Annotated in this window: 16 protein-coding genes; 13 read left to right on the top strand and 3 right to left on the bottom strand. The window is 45.1% G+C overall.

The annotated features are described in order from the left end of the window. Positions 1-38 precede the first annotated feature (38 nt). The 12 genes from JK628_RS08410 to JK628_RS08355 all read left to right on the top strand — a co-directional run bounded on the left by JK628_RS08410 (position 39) and on the right by JK628_RS08355 (position 15616). The gene (locus tag JK628_RS08410) at positions 39-1286 is read left to right on the top strand and encodes a fused response regulator/phosphatase (RefSeq protein ID WP_202289059.1); all 1248 of its coding nucleotides are present in this window, start codon (positions 39-41) and stop codon (positions 1284-1286) included. A gap of 18 nt (positions 1287-1304) precedes the next feature. Beyond that, on the top strand, positions 1305-1697 hold the full coding sequence (locus JK628_RS08405) for an ATP-binding protein (RefSeq protein ID WP_202289058.1): 393 nt from the start codon (positions 1305-1307) through the stop codon (positions 1695-1697). A gap of 424 nt (positions 1698-2121) precedes the next feature. Further along, on the top strand, positions 2122-2472 hold the full coding sequence (locus JK628_RS08400) for an STAS domain-containing protein (protein ID WP_202289057.1): 351 nt from the start codon (positions 2122-2124) through the stop codon (positions 2470-2472). Positions 2473-2497: 25 nt separating this feature from the next. After that, entirely contained in the window at positions 2498-3832 is a 1335-nt protein-coding gene (locus JK628_RS08395; RefSeq protein ID WP_237524173.1) for a polysaccharide biosynthesis/export family protein, read from the top strand. Positions 3833-3977: 145 nt separating this feature from the next. Next, on the top strand, positions 3978-5393 hold the full coding sequence (locus JK628_RS08390) for an exopolysaccharide biosynthesis protein (protein WP_337249444.1): 1416 nt from the start codon (positions 3978-3980) through the stop codon (positions 5391-5393). Beyond that, positions 5348-6619, top strand: a complete 1272-nt coding sequence (locus JK628_RS08385) for an O-antigen ligase family protein (protein WP_202289056.1) — start codon at positions 5348-5350, stop codon at positions 6617-6619. The genes JK628_RS08390 and JK628_RS08385 overlap by 46 nt, the downstream gene beginning before the upstream one ends. Before the next feature lie 743 nt (positions 6620-7362). After that, positions 7363-8811 (top strand): oligosaccharide flippase family protein, encoded by a 1449-nt coding sequence (locus JK628_RS08380; RefSeq protein WP_202289055.1) that lies wholly within the window; start codon positions 7363-7365, stop codon positions 8809-8811. Positions 8812-8865: 54 nt separating this feature from the next. Then, positions 8866-9945 (top strand): glycosyltransferase family 2 protein, encoded by a 1080-nt coding sequence (locus tag JK628_RS08375; protein ID WP_202289054.1) that lies wholly within the window; start codon positions 8866-8868, stop codon positions 9943-9945. A gap of 271 nt (positions 9946-10216) precedes the next feature. Beyond that, positions 10217-12244, top strand: a complete 2028-nt coding sequence (locus tag JK628_RS08370) for a WecB/TagA/CpsF family glycosyltransferase (RefSeq protein ID WP_202289053.1) — start codon at positions 10217-10219, stop codon at positions 12242-12244. A 10-nt stretch (positions 12245-12254) separates the two neighbouring features. After that, positions 12255-13730 (top strand): sugar phosphate nucleotidyltransferase, encoded by a 1476-nt coding sequence (locus JK628_RS08365; protein WP_202289052.1) that lies wholly within the window; start codon positions 12255-12257, stop codon positions 13728-13730. Between the two features lie 75 nt (positions 13731-13805). Continuing rightward, positions 13806-14282 carry an adenylyltransferase/cytidyltransferase family protein gene (locus JK628_RS08360; RefSeq protein ID WP_237524172.1) on the top strand — a complete coding sequence of 159 codons (477 nt, stop codon included), beginning with the start codon at positions 13806-13808 and terminating at the stop codon, positions 14280-14282. Next, a complete protein-coding gene (locus JK628_RS08355; RefSeq protein ID WP_202289051.1) occupies positions 14282-15616 on the top strand; it encodes a CDP-glycerol glycerophosphotransferase family protein in 1335 nt (444 codons plus the stop codon). Before JK628_RS08360 ends, JK628_RS08355 begins: the two co-directional genes overlap by 1 nt. Positions 15617-16604: 988 nt before the next feature. Here JK628_RS08355 and rfbC read toward each other — a convergent pair. Next, positions 16605-17159 (bottom strand): dTDP-4-dehydrorhamnose 3,5-epimerase, encoded by a 555-nt coding sequence (rfbC, locus tag JK628_RS08350; RefSeq protein ID WP_202289050.1) that lies wholly within the window; start codon positions 17157-17159, stop codon positions 16605-16607. A gap of 155 nt (positions 17160-17314) precedes the next feature. Here rfbC and JK628_RS08345 point away from each other — a divergent pair, with 155 nt between their 5' ends. After that, positions 17315-18751 carry an MBL fold metallo-hydrolase RNA specificity domain-containing protein gene (locus JK628_RS08345; RefSeq protein ID WP_202289049.1) on the top strand — a complete coding sequence of 479 codons (1437 nt, stop codon included), beginning with the start codon at positions 17315-17317 and terminating at the stop codon, positions 18749-18751. A 335-nt stretch (positions 18752-19086) separates the two neighbouring features. Here the strand turns inward: JK628_RS08345 and JK628_RS08340 are convergent, their stop codons facing one another. Both JK628_RS08340 and JK628_RS08335 read right to left on the bottom strand, forming a co-directional pair. Beyond that, positions 19087-19536, bottom strand: a complete 450-nt coding sequence (locus JK628_RS08340) for an REP-associated tyrosine transposase (RefSeq protein ID WP_202289048.1) — start codon at positions 19534-19536, stop codon at positions 19087-19089. 276 nt (positions 19537-19812) lie between these two features. Continuing rightward, a complete protein-coding gene (locus JK628_RS08335; protein ID WP_202289047.1) occupies positions 19813-22011 on the bottom strand; it encodes a polysaccharide biosynthesis tyrosine autokinase in 2199 nt (732 codons plus the stop codon). Positions 22012-22049: the final 38 nt, after the last annotated feature.

Here is a 22049-nt window from a genome sequence, read left to right as displayed (position 1 = left end):
GTCTAGTTCCATGGCCCAGCAATTTTGCGAATTGAGTAATGACTGTGTTTGCCTCTTCAGAAACAGAGCAAAAGTTTAACATCATGCTGGTCGAAGATTGCGACAGCGAGCGCTGCTTACTAAGTGGTTTATTGGCTGCTATGGGGCTTAACTGCGTAGATTTCGCCGACGCGGAGTCAGCGATTGAATACCTTAGCGATCACCATATCGATCTCGTCATTACCGATTGGATGATGCCAAACATGAACGGCATCGAGTTTTGCAAGATACTCAAACGCTCACTCAATAGCCCCTATACCATTCTACTCACAGGCAACAGCGAGGCTAGCCATATTGTAGAGGGGATCAATTCCGGCGCCGATGATTATGTTGCTAAGCCATTCAATAGTGCTGTACTCAAGGCGAGGATCAATGCTGGACTTCGAATAATAGAGATGCAGAGCCAACTTGCACAAAAAAATACCAAACTAAACCAGCTACTTAAAAAGGAGCAACAATACCTCAGTTTAGTTAAACAGGATCTCGCGCTGGCAGCCCAACTACAACAGGCGCTGCTGCCGGAACACTGTCAGCTGAATCAGCAGTGGCAGGTGACCTGTGAGTTCAAACCAGCACACGATCTGGCTGGGGACATTTTTCAGTGCTTCAATATCGATGAGCAGCATATTGGGTTTTACCTACTCGATGTCAGCGGCCATGGCACAGCAGCTTCTATGCAAAGCTTCACCCTGGCACAAAATTTAACTAACAATCAAGAGGCCTGGCAGGCATTAGATCTGTGCAGACTGGTCTATACGGTTAACAATGAATTTGATGACCCGCAAAATAGTGGCTGTTTTGCAACCGGTTTTTTTGGCATAGCTAATACTGTCACTGGCGCTGTAGAGTACATTAACGCGGGCCACCCAGCACCTATTATCATTGATCCACAGCAAGCCTATTTTGTCGGTCAAACCCAGCTCAATGTGACTCCTCAACTGCCTTTGGGGGTCCGCAAGAATGTTCAATATAGCAGCAGCCATTTTTCATTAGCACAGCAGCAACACTTACTACTCTACTCCGATGGGATCTATGAATGCCGTCACCCGAAACATGGATTCTTTGGCCAGCCGCGTCTGCTCAAAGTCATCAACGATGCCAGAACACTAACTCCTAATTCCCTGCTGCACCACCTAACCCATAGTTGTGATTTATGGCAACAGAATCAGGCTCAGGACGATATTTCATTAATGCTGATCTCCTCACCGTCAGCGACCAATAACTCATTCACTCCACGAATAAATTAATCTTATCAAGGACAGAATATGAATAGCTTACAGATCAACCTCAATAAAACGATATTGGCTAAGCACTCTCTTTGCCTAGAGATAGAGCAGTTTATGTTACAAAACCACATAAGCTCGTCGCAAAGATTTAAGATTGTCACCTGCGTACTTGAAGCTGTCGCAAATGTAATGAGTCACACTGATAACAGCTCCGCAAATATGACCCTCATTTTGCACTATCGCGATAGAAAATTGATTGTCGACCTGCTTGATAATTCTGCATTACATAGCAACCAAGTACCACAGCAATGCCCTGATGCTAATACTCAATCTGGCCGAGGTTTATGGATTATGCACAGCTGGATGGATAACGTAAGAGTACAAGAATCTGTTGCGGGGACTCATCTGCAATTGAGCTTGTCAATCCGATGATGCTGGCATGCTCAGCGCTCATATTAACGAAGCTTAATCAAGATCTGTACGCTGTGTTCTGGCTAAGCAGTTAAGTCAGTAATCAAAGCGCAACATGGCGTATTATCTTCCTCTTTCAACCGCCATAACTCCGCTCTTACTGCACATTTTGGCAATTGACAGATTGTGCATTTTGCTTTGCATATTAAGAATCGATTTAAATGTCACTTCCCCCAACCTCGCGACAAAACAGGTAAACTCACAGTAATACAGGCACTTAAAAACTGGCACTGCAGTTGCAATGGTCTATATGAAGCCAATAAAGATGTAGAGCAGAGCACTCGCTACTTTCATCTTCATTAGCAACTATTCACTAATCACGACTTACTAATCACTAATTGCGACCCATGAGTAACAGTGGCCAAAGTATATTAAGGAGCTTCCTATGACATTCTCCCCACTAGCACAAAATAATGCCTGCAAAATCACTTTTCCTGTTGAAGTGATCATGACCAAGACACCGACGCTTCGCGCTGCAATGTTGCAACAAATTAATGCCGGAATGACCCAACTGGTTATCGATTTACATCAGGTGCAGTACATAGATTCCAGTGGCCTTTCAGTACTTATTTCAGCGCTAAAAAAAGTTGAAGAGCAAGATGGCGAAATTGTATTGCTGTCACCAACTGCTGGCGTACGAGCACTGATCGAGCTTACTCGTCTGCATCAGGTTTTTTCCATCTTTGAAGACGAAACTGCCGCAGTTGATTACATATGCAATGAACTTGCTAGCTAACAAGCCATGTATAGAGGGCTACGCTATGAACCCCAATCACAGCTTAAACTTATCAGCGACAGCAATTCACTCTGCATTGACGCAGAGTGTTGAAATGAGCTCGGTGAGGACGACAAAGCCATTAAAGGCGTTATCAGCACTGTTCATCATTACCATAGCAACGGCATTATCCGGATGCGTACTGCCTCACCACCCAGAAGAAGCGGACATTTGTGACAATGTTGAAGATGACATGACCCAGTGCCACTTCTACGATAGCGATACTCCCTACATGCGCAGTAAAACCAGCGAACGGGCGCCTAAAAATATAAGCCAGCAGCCAAACAGTCCAATGGGCACCACTTGGTTGATGGATGCAGCTCAAGCGCAACAAGCGCTACATCTACCGCAAAACATCAGTTTATCCGTCGGAGATAGATTGAAGGTCGATATTCTTAACGGCGAGGAGTTTAGTGGCAACGTCGAAGTCAATAACGACGGCTATATCTACCTGCCCTACCTGCAAGCCATTCATGCCAAGGGGCTCGATGTTCAACAACTATCTACCGCGATAAATCAGCATTTAGTTGATGAAGACTTTATGCTCAAAGACAGTGTAAGACTCAGTATTACGCCGCTAAAATGGGCACCGGTAGAGGTCACCGTTTCAGGGGGGGTGTTTGAACCAGGACAGCATCAAATCAACAAAAAAACAGATCTTGAGATCATCGATGATGATGGCGGGCACAGCGGCGATCAAGCAGCAGAGAGAAGCATTGCCGCTGCACTAAGAGCCTCTGGTGGCGTTCGCCCCGATGCCAATATCAGTGAAATTATCGTTATTCGTGAGCAGCACAGCTTCAAGCTTGACCTTTCGGGCGTGATCCACGGCTACCCAGTGCCATCAATGACCTTAATGTCAGGTGACCATATACATGTACCGCAGCACGACTATTTTGATGATGCGCTGGCTAGACCATCTCAAATCACTACGCCAGGGATCCGGGTGTTTCTATCAAACCTAACGCAACCCGCCAGCAGTAACTCGCAGTCGGCAGTCGATACCGATGCCACGCGTTTTCCCTACGGTACCCGTCTACTTAATGGTGCAATAGCAGCAAACTGCGTCGGTGGCGCGCAATCAACCAATGCCAGTCGACATCTACTGCTGATCACGAAAAATCCATTAACTTCAGAAGTGGATGTGATTGAGCGCTCGATGGATTCACTCATTAGACACTCTTGGGAAACTGGCATGAACCCGATATTGATGCCTGGTGACGGTATTGCTTGCTACGACTCACGTGTCACCAATATGCGCGAGATAGCAAGAACAGTCACCGAGATTTTAGTCCCTGCAACCTTGCTGGAACTACTTTAATGTTATAACCGTTCAACCTCAAGATGCGTGATTTCAGTGGGATTGAAAAGAGGTTAAGACCGGGATTAGACCGCAGTGAAATAGCAGGCCTACTCCTTATAACTGACCGGCTAAGGTCTATAACCCAGTATAAATAAAGGAGGCAATGATGGATAAACAGCAATCAATAAGACCTCTACAGTGGATGAAGCGTTTACTCATTAACGGTAGCCAAGTCACTGTCAAACAGCGAAAAAGCAATTACCTAAAGCTAACCTTTATATTGCTGGCGATAATATGGTCATTCGTACTGTTTTTTATACTTGTCACTCCTAGCCGCTATGTCAGCCAATGGACACTCATTCTACCCGGCGCAGGTGCCGGTGCAGTGGTGAGTTTAGACAGTGTCGGTCAAGCAAGCAGCACAGTTAGCTCGCCCTACTTAAGCACCGCCATTGATCCGCGGATCAATTACAAATCCATTGCCAGCAGCAGAACCTTACTTAATGAAGCGGCAAAGATCGTCAATATCAAAGGGAGTCAGTTTACAAAACCCAAACTAAAACTGCCAAATCAAACAGGGCTAATGCAGTTCAGTTTAAAAGCCACCACGGCCGAAGGGGCGCAGCAGCGAGCATGGGCACATTATCACAGCCTACAAGCATTACTGTCGCAGTTACGTAATGATGAAGTACAACAACGAGAAGACGCCATTAGGGTTGGTATTGCGAGTTTTGCCAATAAAGTCAGCCTGACCCAAAACAAGCTATTAGAGTTCCAATCAGAGTATGGTTTAGTCACGCTCGATCAATTTAAAGAGCTGGCGTTAACGATGGAGCGCTTAAGACATAACAAGGTTAACTTGTCGTCAGAGTATCAAGGTGTTATCGCCAGCCAGAGAATGCTAGAGATACATTTATCATTATCACCCAAACAAGCAGCTGGCTTGCTAACATTAAAAAATGACCAGTTGTTTCAACAGCTACTAATAAGCTATACCGATGTCACGGCAACACTGACTGAGTATGCCAGTCGCTTTGGTAAACGTCATCCGCAAGTCGTTACCCATCGAAATGAGCAAACATCGATACTCGCTGCAATATCAAAACGTTGTAAAGTATTACTTGGCTATACTGATAAACGCTTGATGTTGATGTTATCAGCCGATGATCTTGATGGTCGAGCCCAATTAATGCAGCAACTCTTAACTCTGGACACTAAAGCCAAAGGGCTAAATAGTCGAATTGGTTCGCTTACGCAGCAGATCCACGATTGGGATCACCGTTTATACGACAGTAACGATGACGCTGCTAAACTTGAGGCACTACAAAGAGAGCATCAGGTAGCAACGGCGGTATTTACCTCGGCACTGGCAAAAATGGATGTAGGCAAAGCAGATATATATTCGTCATTTCCTTTGCTGCAGTTAATGTCTACGCCGACGCTGCCGGAGTCATCAGATAAGCTGCCTGTTTTACTCGCGCTTGTTGGCGGATTTGCCGCATCGATATCATTAATCGCAGGGATGGGAATGTTATGGATCCGCAAGCCTATACTCCAGAAAATTCTGATGAACGACTAGTTTGGTATGCGATGACTGGCACCTACCTCTTCTGGTTATTAGGTGCCATGTATGTGGTTGCCCCTGTCATTGGTTGGATCTTGCTATTAAGACTCACCAGCAGACCCCTGTTTAAAGGGCAGCATTTTGTGGTCAGCAAAACACAGCTTTACTGGATAGTGGCAATGAGCTTGATGTTGTTAGCCTTGGTTATCGCACATTTCAGTGAGGGGTTAGGCCTAGCCAAGCTAATCAAATCGAGCATTGGCTGGGCCAAAGGTTGGGCGCTGCTAGCCATATTCCCGTTAATCGGTTCACTCAATATTCGCCCCCACATCATCTATCGCGCCGGTTGTATCGTCTGTAAGCACACGCTTATATTATTGCCTATTTTTATACTCGCATGGGCGATAAAGCTCCCCAGTACACTCTATACCTCACCACTGAGCATTATTGGTGGTCCAGGGCCTGAGTTTTTCAGCGTAAGCCTATATGAACTTGATCCAGGCAGTGGGCTGCCAAGATGGCGCTTATTTACCCCCTGGGCACCGGCATTAGGCCTGATGGGCAATCTGTTTTTTATCTTTGCCTGCCAAGAACAATCAAGGCGATATCGGTTCTACGGTTTTGCTGGCAGTTTAAGCATGGTTTTACTGTCTCAGTCTAGACTGGCACTGGTCTGCTACCTACTTTTGATCGGCTTTTTTATGTTCATTCGGTGGTACCGCTCCCCTTGGTTGTATTTTGCCGCCTGCCCAGCGCTGCTATTGCTCGGCTTATCGGGAAATAGCGTACTTGAAAAAATTGAACAGAGTATCGACGCCTTTAAAAATGTCCGTGCGGGGTCGACACGTGTCAGACAGGAGCTGGCTAATATTGCCCTCGAACGTTGGGCTAATGAGGCGATGATATGGGGCCACGGCATTGTCGAAAAAGGTCCCCATTTAGTGGAGTACATGCCGATTGGCTCTCACCACACCTGGTATGGTTTGCTATTTGTAAAAGGACTCATTGGCGCATTAGCGTTAGCCTCCGCGATGTTAATCACTTTATTCAGTCTGCTGCGCTATGTATTTAGCAATGCTATTTCAGCAGCCGCGGTTGCCATTATAGTGATGATTTTCCTTTACACCTTTGGTGAAAACTTAGAGATATTAGCCTACCTATTTTGGCCGGGACTTATCATTATAGGCAGTGCGCTAAAACACAATAAAACCGGCGAAATCCCAGCTCCACCCCAGCCCTAAGTCCAGATCTTGCCAGCTCTATCCTTGACCGGCTCTATATCGACTCTTCCTCGGCCTATCTATTCCGGCCTTAATCCTGCTTTTACTCGGCTTTATCTATTCCCTTTTCCAGCTCTATCCTTGACCGGCTCTATCTATTCCAGCTCTAATCCTGCCCTTTCTCAGCTTTATCTATTCCGGACTTAATCCTGCTTTTACTCGGCTTTATCTCTGCCCTTTTCCTGCTCTAATCCGGCTCTTGACCGGCCCTATCTATTCCAGCTTTAATCCGGCCCTTCCTCAGCTTTATCTATTCCAGCTTTAATCCGGCCCTTCCTCAGCTTTATCTATTCCAGCTTTAATCCGGCCCTTCCTCAGCTTTATCTATTCCGGACTTAATCCTGCTTTTACTCGGCTTTATCTCTGCCCTTTTCCTGCTCTAATCCGGCTCTTGACCGGCTCTATCTATTCCAGCTTTAATCCTGCCCTTCCTCGGCCCCACCCCTGCTTTACTCCTGCTTTACCCTGCTTTATTCATTCTGACTCGCAATATGCAAAATCAGTATTAATATTCGCTGCCACTATCTAAAGTCCCACAACACTCAAAAACACCAACGAACTAATCGTAATACTCTTCAATTACTTAGCAACTTAATGTACGGAAATTAAAAGTTGGCACGATACCTGTAACTCTCTGTGTAACACGAGAGGATATGCAGCTTAATGTTAGCGTCTCCTAATTTCATCGACTAACAGGTGGTTGTATGCAGGCAATATCAAAGCTTAAAAGCAGCCTAACCACCCTGTTAGGCTGTGCGCTTGGCAAGAGTCTGTTTTGGCTTGGTTCCGCTCAAGTACTCGGTCGTATTGTGCGCCTTGGGTCTAGCATCATTATCGCTCGCCTATTGACACCGGAAGTGTTTGGTCTGGTCGCCATCATTCTCACCAGTTTTGAAGTTATCTGTACTCCGACACGCAGAATATCATCCGCTGCACTAATACAGATGGATGACCAACAGTTTAATAATGCACTCACCAGTGCCAATCAAGTTAACTGGTTAGCCGCCATTACCGCCTTCGTTGCCATGAGCTTACTCAGCTGGCCACTTGCACTCTATTACGATGACGTGCAGCTCATAATGCCAATGATACTTATGGCAACAAGCTATTTATTACTGCCACTGGGCATGCTTTACGCCGCGCAAAACCTGCGCCTCAACCGCATGAGAGTGGTTGGTCGCGCCGTGCTTTGGCAAACGGTTTTTGATGGGCTATTAACAGCCACTCTTGCTTTACTCGGGTTGGGGATCTGGGCAATTATCTTGCCTAAGATTATTGTGATATTTGTTTGGATTGGGGTTCATCGATATCACAATCCCCTTCCCGAGGCTTTATTAAACACACTTACCTCATCGAATACGGTTGAGACTCAGCAACTTACGACGAGCCCTAACACTGTCCCCAGCGCTAGCAAGCGTACTAGCAAGCACAAACAAACACTGGGGTTGAACCCACAGGCCATTGAGATGTTAAGATTCGGCCTACAAGTTGGTTTCGGGGACTTGGCTATCGCCATACGCCAGAACGTCGACTACATACTGGTCGGTTATTTCCTCGGTATTGAGGCCTTAGGGATCTACTTTTTTGCTTTTAATGCCAGCTTAGGGATCAGTCTTGGGCTGATCCAAAGCTATGGTACAGCCCTTTACTCTCACCTTTGTCAAACAGCGGCTGACAGCAACAAACCAAGCCTGAGTTTATACCAAAAATACTTTCAATCGCTTAAATTCATTATGCTGCTCACGCTACCGATCATTACCGTGCAAGCGATGCTCGCTCCTTTTTATCTGCCGCTGATTTATGGCCAAAAGTGGCTCGATGCTGGCGCCCTACCCATTTTTATTTTGCTGTGTCTAAGTGGTCTGGTCAGGCCGCTTGGCGAAGCTGTTAGCCAATACTTAATCAGCTCAGGACAAAGCCGGTTCAACCTTATCTGTAATAGTATTTTCACTTTAGTGCTAGCCACCACTATCGCGTTTTGCAGCATCTCAGGGCTCACCACTGTGGCACTGGGTATCTTACTGGTTCACTTGATTGCCATGCCGAGCTTTACCCTCTATTTAATGTTTACTCAAACGCCATCCAAAAGCGTCCGCAATGGCCAGCAGCGACAAGATATCACCACTAGGGTGTCATGGAATAAATCACCTTGACGCCGTTCACTAAGAACACCTTAACCGCAGATGAACGCTCACGGGAGACACGCTATGACATCTAATAACCAATACCATAAACCGCTAACGGCAAAAGTATCTGTGGTCATGCCCATCTACAATGTTGCTGCGTTTGTAGAAGACGCTATCAACTCGGTACTGGCACAAACATTGAGTAATTTTGAACTAATTTTGGTCAATGACTGCTCCCCCGATAACAGTCTCGCGATATGTCAGACTTTTACAGATCCACGGATCAGGATTATTAATCATCCGATAAACCAAGGCTTAGCTGCCGCTAGAAACACCGGCATACGCCACGCTATCGGTCGTTATGTTGCTTTTATTGATTCTGACGACATGTGGCACCCAGAAAAGTTAACTCAGCATGTAGCGCATTTGGATAACGCCCCAGAGGTCGGCATTAGTTTTTCCCGCTCACTGTTTATTGATTACCAAGGTAACGCTATCAATGTGTTCCAGATGCCGCAGTTAACCGATATCAGTGCCAGTGATCTACTTTGTCGTAACCCTGTCGGTAACGGTTCCGCTGCAGTACTGCGCAGGGAAACATTATGCGATATCCGCTATCAAGCACTGAATAAAAGCCATCCCCATAGTTGCTACTTTGATGAGAACTTTCGTCAATCGGAAGATATCGAGTGTTGGTTGAGGATCCTGGCCACCACCCATTGGAAAATGGAGGGACTCCCCGCACCACTCACCTATTACCGCCTCAATAACCAGGGGTTATCTGCGGACTCCAATAAGCAGTATGCCTCATGGGAGAACATGGTAAACAAAGCTAGCCGCTACGCACCTGAGCTATTGGCGCTACACGAAAATCGTGCCAGAGCCTACCAACTGCGATACCTTGCGAGACAAGCCATTCGCAATAACGATGGTAAAGAAGCAGTCATACGCATAAACCAAGCACTGAAAACATCGCCGACGATTGTGAGGTATGAAACAGGACGCACTGTGGCCACTCTTGCCGCCGCCTATCTGTTAAATATTTTGCCTCGTCCTGCCTATAAAGGCGTTGAGTTATTGGCTCAATCGGCTCTTGGCCGTATGCAACGTGCCCGAATATCTAAAGACGGCGTGACACCAGAGCTAATGAAAAGCCTGTAAAGCCGTGGCCCCTGTTAGCGAGTAAAAATAGCTAGCTCCCGTTTGCAGCACGCAATGCAAGATGCAAACGGACCATTCCCCTACAAATACAAAACAGCACAAAAACACACCAAACCACTGTTTAATAAGGGGTTGCAGAGTTGGCCTGTTACCTGCAATACCTCTAGCAAGCACCATAACGACTGCGTTAACAACGGCTCATAACAGCAGCCGTTAGCTTAATCACTACAGCAGAGTAATTCACAATGCGATATAGACCACGAGGCCGATTATGATAAATACAGCAACGCGCCCCACCAGCACAACCGCACTGGCTATCCGTGTTGTTGATGCATCTGCTGCAATGTTGATGATATTGCTATCCAGCCCGTTACTTGCTTATGCCATGCTCAGAAGTACCATTAGCCATATCCATACCTTTGAATCGGTATTTGTTTGTGGCCCTAATAATAGCGTAATCGCACTGCAGCAGCTGACTTACGATGGACGCTACAAATCGCTGCCAATGCTATTTAATTTGCTAAATGGCGATATCAGCCTACTGGGTAGCAAGATTAAGTTTGCCTGTGATGCAACCCAAGCGCGCAGTCAAACAGCAGACAAATACGCAGCCAAACCAGGCCTCATCTCTATCGAGCAGATAAACAGTGCCACAGGGCTTAGCTTTGAAGCGGCGCAGCACTCTCTCAATAAAGCCCACAACAGTTTACCGAGCTACATTGCCGCACTAGTTAGAGCCCTATTTGTGTTTATTATCACCCGCACATTCATGCCCAAAATCAAACGAACTCACCAAGCAACATCTGTATTTGGCGTAGAACTTGATAATTGGACCATGGCGGAGCTGTTAAATGATTTTCAGCAAGCGTGCCAAAACCCTGAGCCACAATCAATGAAGCAATACTGCTTTGTTAATGCTGATTGTTTAAATATCAGCACTCAAAATGAGGTTTATCTCCAGTGCTTACAGCAAAGTGCGCGGGTATTTGCCGATGGTATTGGCGTCCGCTTAGCGTGCCTATCAAAAGGCCATGGACTTAAAGACAATCTCAACGGTACCGACATGTTCCCAAGATTATGCCAGCTCGCCGTCGAGCAGCACCTGTCTATTTTTCTACTGGGAGGTGAAGAGGGGGTTGCCACAACCGTAGCTACCAATATGATAAAAAGCTACCCAAACCTTAAAATTGCCGGCACTCACAGCGGTTACTTCAATACGACTAACAGTAACGGTAACAATGATGCTGACAAAGGGCATGGCTGCCGTGAAAACGACGCGGTTGTGAATCAAATCAACCAGGCTCAAGCAGACATCTTATTAGTGGCGATGGGAGCACCATTGCAAGAGCAATGGCTTAAAGATAACCAACATCAGCTCAACTGCCATGTTGGGATCGGTGTCGGTGGTCTTTTCGATTTCTATTCAAACCGCATCAAGCGCGCCCCTGCATGGTTAAGACAGATGGGCATGGAGTGGAGCTATCGATTACTGCAAGAGCCGCGCAGAATGTGGCAACGCTATATCATCGGTAATCCTACGTTTTTGCTACGCGTGTGGCGCGAAAACCGTCAACTGAAAAAGATGCAATCAGCCCAGCCACAAAAGCAAAAGCCAAGAACGAATATAAACGACACCCCCAAATTTAATGCTAAGCAAGCCAATGCCCGCCGCGCAGCGCATAACTTGCATAGACACTTGAACCGCGCTGCCAAACGAATACTCGACATTAGCGTATCGGCAACCTTACTCACGTTACTCATGCCGCTATTTGTGCTCATTTCACTGCTTATCCGCATCGAGTCAAAAGGCGCCGTGCTGTTCTGCCAGCCTCGTGCAGGACGCAACAACCAACCCTTTACCATGTGGAAGTTTCGCTCCATGTATCAAGATGCCGAGCAAAGATTAGCAATGGTGAAAACAGAGAATGAAATGCAAGGCGGCGTGCTGTTTAAGATCAAGCGAGATCCAAGGATCACCTTATTCGGTAGATTTATTCGCAAAGCGTCAATCGATGAGCTACCGCAACTTTGGAATGTTTTAAAAGGTGATATGTCGCTAGTCGGTCCTCGTCCAGCGCTGTTAAGTGAAGTGAAACAATACAGCCAGCATGACCGAAATAGGCTGATGGTAAAGCCTGGGATCACTTGTATATGGCAAGTATCTGGCCGTTCAAACATCCCGTTTGATAAACAAGTTGAACTCGACATCGACTATATCTACCAACAATCGATCGCTGCAGATATTTGGCTACTGCTTAAAACCATTCCCGCGGTGTTATTTGCACGTGGCGCATATTAAGGAATCGACTATGCAAGCAATTATATTCGCTAATCGAAATGGCAATGAACTATCCCCGTTACACGAGTACTACTGCCCGGCGCTATTGCCCGTTGGTAATAAGGCCGTAATTGAATTTACCTTAGAGGATCTAGCCGAAGCCCATATTGACCGAGTGAAAATTGTGATTTCATCACATTCTGCAGCAATAGAAAAGCTAGTTGGTAATGGTCAAAAATGGGGGTTAGAGGTTGAGTATTTTTTAAGTCGTGAGCAAGAAGATGTATCAAAAATTCTGCCACGGCTTGCTCTGAATAAAGATGAAGCCATATTACTGGCACGTGCTGATATGTTAAGAAGCCCATGTATCAAATCATTTGTACAGTTTAGTAAGCAGATGAGTCATAGCTATGTGCTCGCTAAAATAGCCAATCAAAATTCGGGGCTGATGCTGTTACCAGGCGCTAGCCATTTTACCGAAGATCTCAACTGGCCACTGGCTAATTGCCAAGGGGGCGTTCAGCGGGCAGATCAAGGTACAGAGCAGCAAAGTGTCACCCAAATACTCCACGGCGACTGTTTTCTTCTCGACTCTCTGGAAAACTACATGAGTGCTAACCAAGCATTAGCATCAGCAAAACTCACCGGGGCTACGCCTAAAGGACGCTATTTTAGCAGCGCCGCACCCGTTAAAGGTTTTTACCTTGCCGCTAAAACTAAGTCCGGCCAACTTAGAATGCACAACGCCTGGGGGGTGATAGGCAAAAATAGCTGGATAGATGAAAGTGTTGATATGCAGCAAAGCATTATTGTTGGCAAGAACTGCTTAATCGAAAAAGCCTGTAGCCTGAAGAACTGCCTCATATTGGATAATACCTACATTGGTCAGGGGCTCAATGTCAGTAATGCAATTGTCTGTAAAGATCTACTGTTAATGCCTGAAAGTGGTGGCCACCTAAGGCTAACAGACCCCAGTATTATTGCAGACAACCGTCAGCAAGCTAAAAATCAGCAGCCATCACAATCGGTCTCTCTTCTCGATAAAACACAAGCATTGATATTGTTCTTTGTCGGCCTGATTGTAGCGCCATTACTGATGATGATCTCACTAACGACCCACCCTCGGCGACCATTTGTAACAGAGACTCTTTTTATCAAGGGCGGACAAAAATCCACTTGGCGCTGGAATATCAGCCAGCAGTTTATCGCCCGCCTACCGCAGCTTTACTGGGTGTTTACCGGCAGGATCGCCCTATTTGGCGCCACACCATTCGAGCAAAAAATACAAAATACCAAACAGTTTAAGCAGATCACACTAGCAAGCTCTTTAGGTCTATACGGTCCTTTACAACTATTTATTGATGCTGCGGCCCCCATCGAGGAGCGTCAACTCATTGAAGCTGAGTACCTTAGTGTTAACCAACGCTGTAGATACTGGTCATTAGTCAGAAAATCCCTAGTGAGTAAACCTGTAAAAAACAATGCACCGGTAAATGCAGTGAAGTAATCACAATCATTAATGTGTATTTGGCATATCGATTTATAACTGACGCCCATACAGAGCAGAGTAAGAGGGAACATTATGAAAACGAATACAAAAACTATCATTACTTACGGCACGTTCGATCTATTCCATTATGGCCACGTACGTCTGTTTAAGCGCCTCAAAGCACTGGGAGATAAACTCATTGTTGCCGTTTCAACTGATGAGTTTAATGCACTAAAGGGTAAGGCCGCTTTTTTTAGTTACCTACAGCGTGCTGAAATCGTAGCAGCATGCAAGTATGTCGATATGGTGGTGCCAGAAACGCATTGGCAGCAAAAAGCCAAAGACATCTGCAAATACGACGTCAGCACCTTTGGTATGGGAGATGACTGGAAGGGAGAGTTTGATGAGCTGTCAATACTGTGCGATGTTGTCTACCTAGACCGAACAGGTGAAATATCATCAACTGAAATTAAAAATAGCCTGGCAGACAAAGACACTGCGACCAAGCCGTCAGTCAAAGACTCGAACAATAACCCTCATGATAATTTTGACAATAAGGTCTCTAAATAATGCGATGCTCCTCGCTACTGTCATCTTTGCTGCAATGGATTAAGGCCTGCAGTCGAAAACTGCTATATCAGCTTGCAAGGCTGGTTCCCCGCAGTGAAAATAAGGCCGTATTTGGCAGTTATAAAGAGCTATTTTCAGACAACAGCAAGTATCTTTATAAGCATTGGAGTGATGAAGAGTTCATCCGCTGCATTTGGATCACGGCCAATAGAGAGGTTATCACGCAGCTGCGATCTGACGGTTATGAGGTCTATTACCGCTGGTCATTCCAAGGTGCATTTCATGCATTAACGGCCAAGTATTACTTCTACAACAGCTATATTGGTGACATTAATCAATGGCTGGCAGGTGGCGCTGTAAAAATAAACTTGTGGCATGGTCTGCCGATGAAGAAAATTGAGTTCGACATTACATCAGGCCCCATGGCAATAGTATTCAACCCAGAGTCCGTGCTGCAAAGGCTTATGCAGAATCTGCACGCACATCAACAATGGATAAAACCCGATCTGATGTTAAGCCCCAGCCCACTGGTTGAACAGTTGTTTAAAAGCGCATTTAGACTCGACAGTCACAATTTACTCAACTGCGGCTACCCAAGAAGCGATTACTACAGCCTAAACCCTCATCAGGCACTATCAATCAAAACTGGCTGTTTGATTAACCCTGCTAGGCCGAGCGAAAAACAGAATGAAATAGAGAACAAAATAAAGAGTCAAAGCTATCAACAAGTGATTCTTTACGCTCCATCATGGCGTGACTCTTTTCAAACAAAGAGCTTTCAAAGCCAAAGTTTTCAAACAAAGAGCTTTCAAGCAAAGAGCCCTGAAGCTGCAACGCCCTACTGCGCGGCCTTTGACTGGCAAGCGCTATCAGAGCAACTACAAAAAAATAACCAGCTATTTTTACTGCGCCTGCATCCAAATGAAGCCGAGCTGGGCGTAAAGCTCGCAAGTTTTGCTAACATATTGAACATCAGTACCATGGAAGACGTATATGGAATACTGCATGAAGTTGATCTGCTAATCACCGACTATTCATCACTGTTCATCGATGCCCTGCCTCTGGATATTCCACTGTGTTTCTATCGCTTTGATAAAGAGCAATATCAACAGAACTGCCGAGATATGTATGAGTATTCCAGTACAATGCCGACACTCGGGCCAGAGTGCCTCACCTTTAACCAACTGTTAGCACAAATCCAGCCTGACTCAGTCAATGCACTAGCCAGTAAATATCAGGATAATTATCAAGCTGCAAACAAGATGTTTTGGGGAAACTCGCAAACCGAGTCATTTGCAGTTTTAGAGGAGTGGATGAATGCTAAGGCGGTTTAAGAGCCGAGGAAAAGCCGAGCAAACTGAGATGGTTTGGAGCCGGTTGGAGCCAAGACAGTAAGAGCGGGGTAAAGGCCGAATAAGCAGGGAAGATTTAAGCCGAGAATAGCTGAGACGGTTGGAGTCGATTAAGAGCAGGGGAAAGCCGAGCGAGCTGAGACGATTTAAGTCGAGAGGAGCTAGCACCTTGATCCCAGCCCCTTCATTTAAAGTAGGTCGGCATTTATGCCGTCGCTTTGCTCTTTTCTAGTTTTCACCGTAAGCGAAGCGTTCCGTAGTGACGAAGTCGCGTGCCGTAGGCTGTACGTCTAAGATTTTACCGTCTTGAAAGCTGAGAAGGTCCTAGGCACTAGGACGTTCGCCAGCTCACTGCAAGGACGGACTCCGTCCTGCTATAAAATCAACTGAAACACCATTCGGCTCTTAATGTTGATTTTATGCTTTGCTAGATCCTTCATTTAAAGTAGGTCGCATTTATGCCGTCAGTTAGCGTGGTCGATTGCAATGATTGATGGGCTAAAGCCCAACTTACAGCGGTGTTGTAATACCTATGTTGGTGTTTACGATTATCTTTTGTAGGTCGGCATTTATGCCGTCGCTTTTCCTTTTCTAGTTTTTACCGTAAGCAAAGCGTTCCGTAGTGACAAAGTCGCGTGCCGTAGGCCGTAGACTGTTCGTTCAAGATTTTACCGTCTTTGAAAGCTGAGAAGGTCCTAGGTACTAGGACGTTCGCCAGCTCACTGCTAGGACGGACTCCGTCCTGCTAGAAAATCAACAGAAAACACCATTTGGCTTTTGATGTTGATTTGATGCTTTGCTAGATCCTTCATTTAAAGTAGGTCGCATTTATGCCGTCAGTTAGTGTGGTCGATTGCAATGATTGATGGGCTAAAGCCCAACCTACAGCGGTGTTGTAATACCTATGTTGGTGTTTTCGATTATCTTTTGTAGGTCGGCATTTATGCCGTCACTTTGCTCTTTTCTAGTTTTACCGTCCTTGCTCGAACCTAACCGCTTTTCCGTCTTTATCCGACAATATCGGCACAGCCCCCTTATCTAACGGCCACTTAATAGCTAAATTGGCATCATTCCAAATAATCGAATGCTCATCATCTGGCGCATAATAGTCGGCACATTTATAGATAATATCTGCGTAATCACTCAAGGTTAAAAAACCATGGGCAAAGCCTGGTGGAATATACATCTGCAATCGATTTTCAGCTGATAAGATTTGACCAAACCATCGGCCATAAGTCGCCGAGCCTTGACGAATATCCACTGCGACATCAAAAATCTCGCCGCTAACAACCCGTATTAATTTGCCTTGAGGATGCCTCTTTTGAAAATGCAGCCCCCGCAGCACATGCTTTACTGAACGGCTCATATTCTCCTGCACAAAAGTGGGCGCCTTTAAACCTTGCTCCCCAAACAGTTTATCAAACTCTGACTGGCGAAACGTTTCCATAAAGAAGCCACGCTCATCAGCGAAACATTGAGATTCAAATAGCAGCACATCTGCAATCGCAGTAGGAATAAGTTTCATAATATCTCATGGTAAAAAATGGCATCTACGCAGAACAAACAACCCTAGCAATTAATAAGCGCCCGCAGAACTATACTATTAAGCGCCTTTGCATCCTATTATATTTGGATTACTCTAGTTTAATCCATGGAAGGAGTTAAATACGGAGATAAAACATGCAAATCATCCATCACGGTGCCGTCAATGGAGTTACAGGCTCTTGCCACCAACTTGATATCAACACTCATTTCAGTGTCTTGATTGACTGCGGCCTGTTTCAAGGAGCTGAAACTGCAGGTAAAAGCGCCATTGAACAACTACCCATAGAGTTCGATATCAGCAATATACAAGCGCTCATTATAACTCACTGCCATATCGACCATGTAGGCCGTATCCCCTACCTGCTTGCAGCAGGCTTCAACAAACCCATCTATGCAACCGTAGCCACTGCTGCACTGCTACCGATGGTGATTGAAGACGCGTTAAAAATTGGTGTCACCCAAAACCAGCGTATGATAAAGCTCTACTTAAAAAAGCTTAAACAACTCATTACCCCGATTGAATATAACCAATGGTTTACCTTAGAGCTCGGCTCCCCTATCAAAAATAACAACACAGCAGCTAAAGCTAAAAGCTATAACCAAGCGAAGGCAAAATTTAGAGCAGCGGGTCATATTCTAGGCTCTGCTTATGTAGAAACAGAACTGTTCAACAGCTTCACTAACAAGAGCAAAAACAACCATAGAGTGGTGTTTTCGGGGGATTTAGGTGCGACTCACACGCCACTGCTGGCAAGTCCCAAAAGCCCTTATAGGGCAGATACTTTGGTAATAGAGTCGACATACGGCGATAAAAATCATCATGGTCGAAAACAGCGCTGCGAGAGTTTAAGAAAGGTCATAGAAAAGTCTGTTGCAGATAATGGCGTGGTACTGATCCCAGCCTTTAGTATTGGCCGAACACAAGAGTTACTTTATGAACTAGAACAACTGATCCATCAATATCGACATAAAAACCAGATGTGGAAAAATATTGAAGTGATTATTGACTCACCAATGGCGGCAAAGTTTACCGAGCATTACCTGCAGTTTAAAGCGCTGTGGGACAACGAAGCCAAACAGAAGCTAAAGCAACACCGGCACCCGTTAGACTTCGAACAACTTTATACCGTCGGCAGCCATCAAGAGCATCTAGCAACAATAGAATACCTCTGTAAACGCAATAAACCGGCGATAGTCATTGCCGCCAGTGGCATGTGTACAGGTGGAAGAATTCAAAATTATTTAGCGAGACTGTTAAGCGAACCAACCACCGATATCATATTTGTCGGTTACCAAGCCCGAGGGACAACAGGCCGCGACATTCAAACCTACGGCCCTCGAGGAGGCTACTGCCTTATAGAGGGTAATAAAGTAGCAATTAAAGCCGGAATCCATACCGTCAGTGGTTATTCAGCCCACGCAGATCAGCACAACCTGATTAACTTTGTAAAAGGCATGCGCGTTAAACCGACACTCATTCGCATCGTCCATGGTGATAACGAAGCAAAGAGCGTACTCGCAGAGGAATATAAGAAGTTACTGCCTGATGCGAGAATAGAGATAGGAGTTTAAGCCAGTTAGAGCCGGTACAGGCTGAGACGGTATGAGCTGAGATGATGTAAGCCGGGCTGTAGCTTAGGCTTTAGCCCATCAATAATAACAATAGACCACGATAAGCGACGGCATAAATGCCGACCTACAAAAGATAATCATAAACATAAGCATTACATCGCTGTAGGTTGGGCTTTAGCCCATCAATCATCACAATGGACCATGCTAACCGACGGCATAAATGCCAACCTACAAAAGATAATCGAAAACACCAATATAAGCATTACACCGTTGTAGGTTGGGCTTTACCCCATCAATAATCACAATAGACCACGTTAAACGACGGCATGAATGCCTTATAAATAGATAGAGTTCCAATACGGATAATCACCAATGCGGTTAACTATTCTCTTTCTTAATGGGTTAGCCACTATATATCGACTAATTTGTATCCTGTCGTCATCATTACGTAAGGCTCGATCATAAAATGAGGACTGCCACAAACTTCCACTTTGCTTGGCTATTTTGTTAATAGCGAAACTACTAGTCCCTTTCAAAGCTCCTACGGTTTTAGATAACTCCGCTCCAGCGCCTAACCTTAGTAAACCATGAAAATGGTCTGGCATTAACACCCAAGTTAACCACGTACTATTGTAATGGCGTTCATTTAGAGCAATCTGTAAACAAAACATACGAGCCATATCAACATCATTGAAAAGGGCCAATCTATCCTTTGTATTAAAAGTGATGAAGTACTCACCCTGCTCTTGTGAACAACGCCCCTTCCTTAAGTCACTCCATGACATAATGATCTCCTAAAACATAAGCATAAGCATAAGCATAAGCATTACACGCTGTAGGTTGGGCTTTAGCCCATCAACCATCGCAATGAACCATGCTAACCGACGGCATAAATGCCGACCTACAAAAGATAATCCTAAACACCGTATCCGTCCGATGAACTACACCTAGCTTAGTTTTGCATTTCAGGGCAAAAAAGGGCTCTCCTTCAACTTCAGCCTCATTAAACAACTCGCTTTAGCCGGAATGGCCCTCGGCACTTTTACCAAATTGCTTTAATTTTATGCTAATTTCGTATCGCTTTCATAGCTGTAGTTATAGTACCCATAACCATATGATGCACTGGCCTTCTTTTCAACAGCATTAAGGATAAAGCCTTTCACTTCTACCCCTGCCATTTCAAAACGGTTGCGGGCAACTTCAATCTCTTTTACCGTATTTTGGCCAAAACGCCCAACCATCAATGTTGTGCCGACAATCGCGCCGACAATACTAGGATCTGTTACTGCCAGCACGGGTGGCGTATCGATGATAACCATATCGTACTCGCCTGAAGCCCAATTAAAGAAGTCAGCTAAGCGTGAATGCATGAGCAACTCAGATGGGTTTGGTGGCACTTGACCACGAGTAATAACATCTAGGTTTTCGACGCCTGATGCTTTAATCACGTCTTTAGTCTCCAGTTTGCCAGATAGCATCTCAGACAAGCCGTTATCCCATTCCAGATTAAAATGTCGTTGAATGTAGCCTTTACGCATATCACCATCAATAAGCAGTACCTTTTGACCCGTTTTTGCCAGTACGGCCGCGAAATTTGCTGATACAAAGGACTTACCAATACCCGGCGCTGAGCCAGATATCATCACCACATTATTTTTAGCTTCCATCATGGCAAAGTGCATACTGGTTCTAAGGCCACGTAACGCTTCGATTGATAGATCCGCTGGATTAAATTCGGCTAAGAGTGATTCGCTAACCGCAAGCTTCTTTCTGTGTTTGTTTTTCTTATATTTTTCATCAATAACATTCTGTGACTCTGACAGAGGGATACTGGCATAAACCGCTAGCCCTATTGCTTCAATTTCGTCTGGGTTTTCAACGCCTTTATGCAGTGCCGCTCGAACCAAAACAATGGCTACAGCCAACATTCCACCCAACAGAGTTGCTAATACCACAATTAGCGGCTTTTTAGGCTTAATCGCTTGTGAATAAGACTGTGCGGTATCTAAGATGCGTACATTGCCAACTGTACCCGCTTTTAAAATGCTTAGCTCTTGCACTTTATTAAGCAACTGAATATAGATCTGCTGGTTAACTTCAACATCGCGAGTCATGCGCAGTATTTCACGCTGTGTTTTAGGTAGCTGCTGCACTCGTTGATTGAGGCGTTCTTTTTCACCAAATAATACCTGACGCTTGTCCAATAATGACTTATACGCTGGATGATCTTTAGTAAAGCGCTGGCTAATTTCACTCTCTTTGAAGGTTAACTCATTTAGCTGTGCTTCTAGCTCTACCATTACCTTTAAGGTTGATTGCGCTTCTAAGCCCAAATCGATTGAATCGTTATCCTGGCGAAAACGATTCAGTGTGTTTTCGTAATCGGTTAACTCTGTCTTAATGTTTGGCAGGTGACCTTGTAGGAAGTCTAAGCTTTTTTCGGCTTCTGCCGAGTCTCGTGCTACGTTTTGTAAAAAGTAGTTTTGGCTAACGTCATTAAGAATATCTTCGATGAGTATTTTGTCTTCACCACTAAACGACAGTTGCAGTATGCCTGTTTGCTTGCCACGTTCACTTACAGTTAGGTGCTGTTGCAACCATAGAATTGAATCTAGTGCTGAGCGTTTAGACACTACAAATTCATCGCCATTGTTACCGACTAGCTGTTGTACGAATAGACGGTAGTCACCTTGCTTGGCCAGTTCACCAACAACACCAGCAAGTACCTTACGGCCATCTGTATTATAGAGTGAGTAAGCCCCTAGATTTTTATCATCAAGGATTAGATTAAAATTGGTCGAAGCATAATTTTGGATTTCAAAACGACTAATCTTAATCACATTTTGCTCACCACTAATACGGCTGAGTCCTTTTCCTACTCCTGGCAAGTACTTAGGTGTTGCAAGGGTGGTTAAATTTAGCTTTTCAACCGTTTGGTTTAACACCATCCGAGATTTGATGATTTCGACTTCTGTTGTTGCAGAAGATTCACTTGAAAACATATCGCCCATATCGCCAACAAGCGCAGACATGCCACTACTTTTTTGCTCGACTTGGATAAGAGCATCAGCTTTATATATAGGCGTAACTAATAACGCATAAGCAACGCCAATAACCGTAAATACAAACGTTACTGCGATAATTAGCCAGCGAGCGTCAAGTAAGATGCCAAATAGTTTGCCTAAATCGATTTCATCGGTTGTGTTGTTTTGCGATGACTGTTGCGACTTATTTGTATGATAGGGGGGATTACTGCTCATAGCGTTTATAGAATCCAAATTTTGACTTTAAAAGTGAG

The sequence above is a fragment of the Shewanella sp. KX20019 genome (assembly GCF_016757755.1).
Classification (GTDB): domain Bacteria; phylum Pseudomonadota; class Gammaproteobacteria; order Enterobacterales; family Shewanellaceae; genus Shewanella.
Note: the sequence above shows the minus strand (reverse complement) of the source record. Positions and strands in the feature narration are given on the sequence as shown.

What these genes read in the sequence shown, in the direction of transcription:
- rfbC (WP_202289050.1), bottom strand. Translation starts at nt 17,159, where the DNA reads ATGAAACTTATTCCTACTGCGATTGCAGATGTGCTGCTATTTGAATCT.
- JK628_RS08405 (WP_202289058.1), top strand. Translation starts at nt 1,305, where the DNA reads ATGAATAGCTTACAGATCAACCTCAATAAAACGATATTGGCTAAGCAC.
- JK628_RS08365 (WP_202289052.1), top strand. Translation starts at nt 12,255, where the DNA reads ATGCAAGCAATTATATTCGCTAATCGAAATGGCAATGAACTATCCCCG.
- JK628_RS08340 (WP_202289048.1), bottom strand. Translation starts at nt 19,536, where the DNA reads ATGTCATGGAGTGACTTAAGGAAGGGGCGTTGTTCACAAGAGCAGGGT.
- JK628_RS08375 (WP_202289054.1), top strand. Translation starts at nt 8,866, where the DNA reads ATGACATCTAATAACCAATACCATAAACCGCTAACGGCAAAAGTATCT.
- JK628_RS08355 (WP_202289051.1), top strand. Translation starts at nt 14,282, where the DNA reads ATGCGATGCTCCTCGCTACTGTCATCTTTGCTGCAATGGATTAAGGCC.
- JK628_RS08380 (WP_202289055.1), top strand. Translation starts at nt 7,363, where the DNA reads ATGCAGGCAATATCAAAGCTTAAAAGCAGCCTAACCACCCTGTTAGGC.
- JK628_RS08385 (WP_202289056.1), top strand. Translation starts at nt 5,348, where the DNA reads ATGGATCCGCAAGCCTATACTCCAGAAAATTCTGATGAACGACTAGTT.
- JK628_RS08410 (WP_202289059.1), top strand. Translation starts at nt 39, where the DNA reads ATGACTGTGTTTGCCTCTTCAGAAACAGAGCAAAAGTTTAACATCATG.
- JK628_RS08335 (WP_202289047.1), bottom strand. Translation starts at nt 22,011, where the DNA reads ATGAGCAGTAATCCCCCCTATCATACAAATAAGTCGCAACAGTCATCG.
- JK628_RS08390 (WP_337249444.1), top strand. Translation starts at nt 3,978, where the DNA reads ATGATGGATAAACAGCAATCAATAAGACCTCTACAGTGGATGAAGCGT.
- JK628_RS08400 (WP_202289057.1), top strand. Translation starts at nt 2,122, where the DNA reads ATGACATTCTCCCCACTAGCACAAAATAATGCCTGCAAAATCACTTTT.
- JK628_RS08370 (WP_202289053.1), top strand. Translation starts at nt 10,217, where the DNA reads ATGATAAATACAGCAACGCGCCCCACCAGCACAACCGCACTGGCTATC.
- JK628_RS08345 (WP_202289049.1), top strand. Translation starts at nt 17,315, where the DNA reads ATGCAAATCATCCATCACGGTGCCGTCAATGGAGTTACAGGCTCTTGC.
- JK628_RS08395 (WP_237524173.1), top strand. Translation starts at nt 2,498, where the DNA reads ATGAACCCCAATCACAGCTTAAACTTATCAGCGACAGCAATTCACTCT.
- JK628_RS08360 (WP_237524172.1), top strand. Translation starts at nt 13,806, where the DNA reads ATGAAAACGAATACAAAAACTATCATTACTTACGGCACGTTCGATCTA.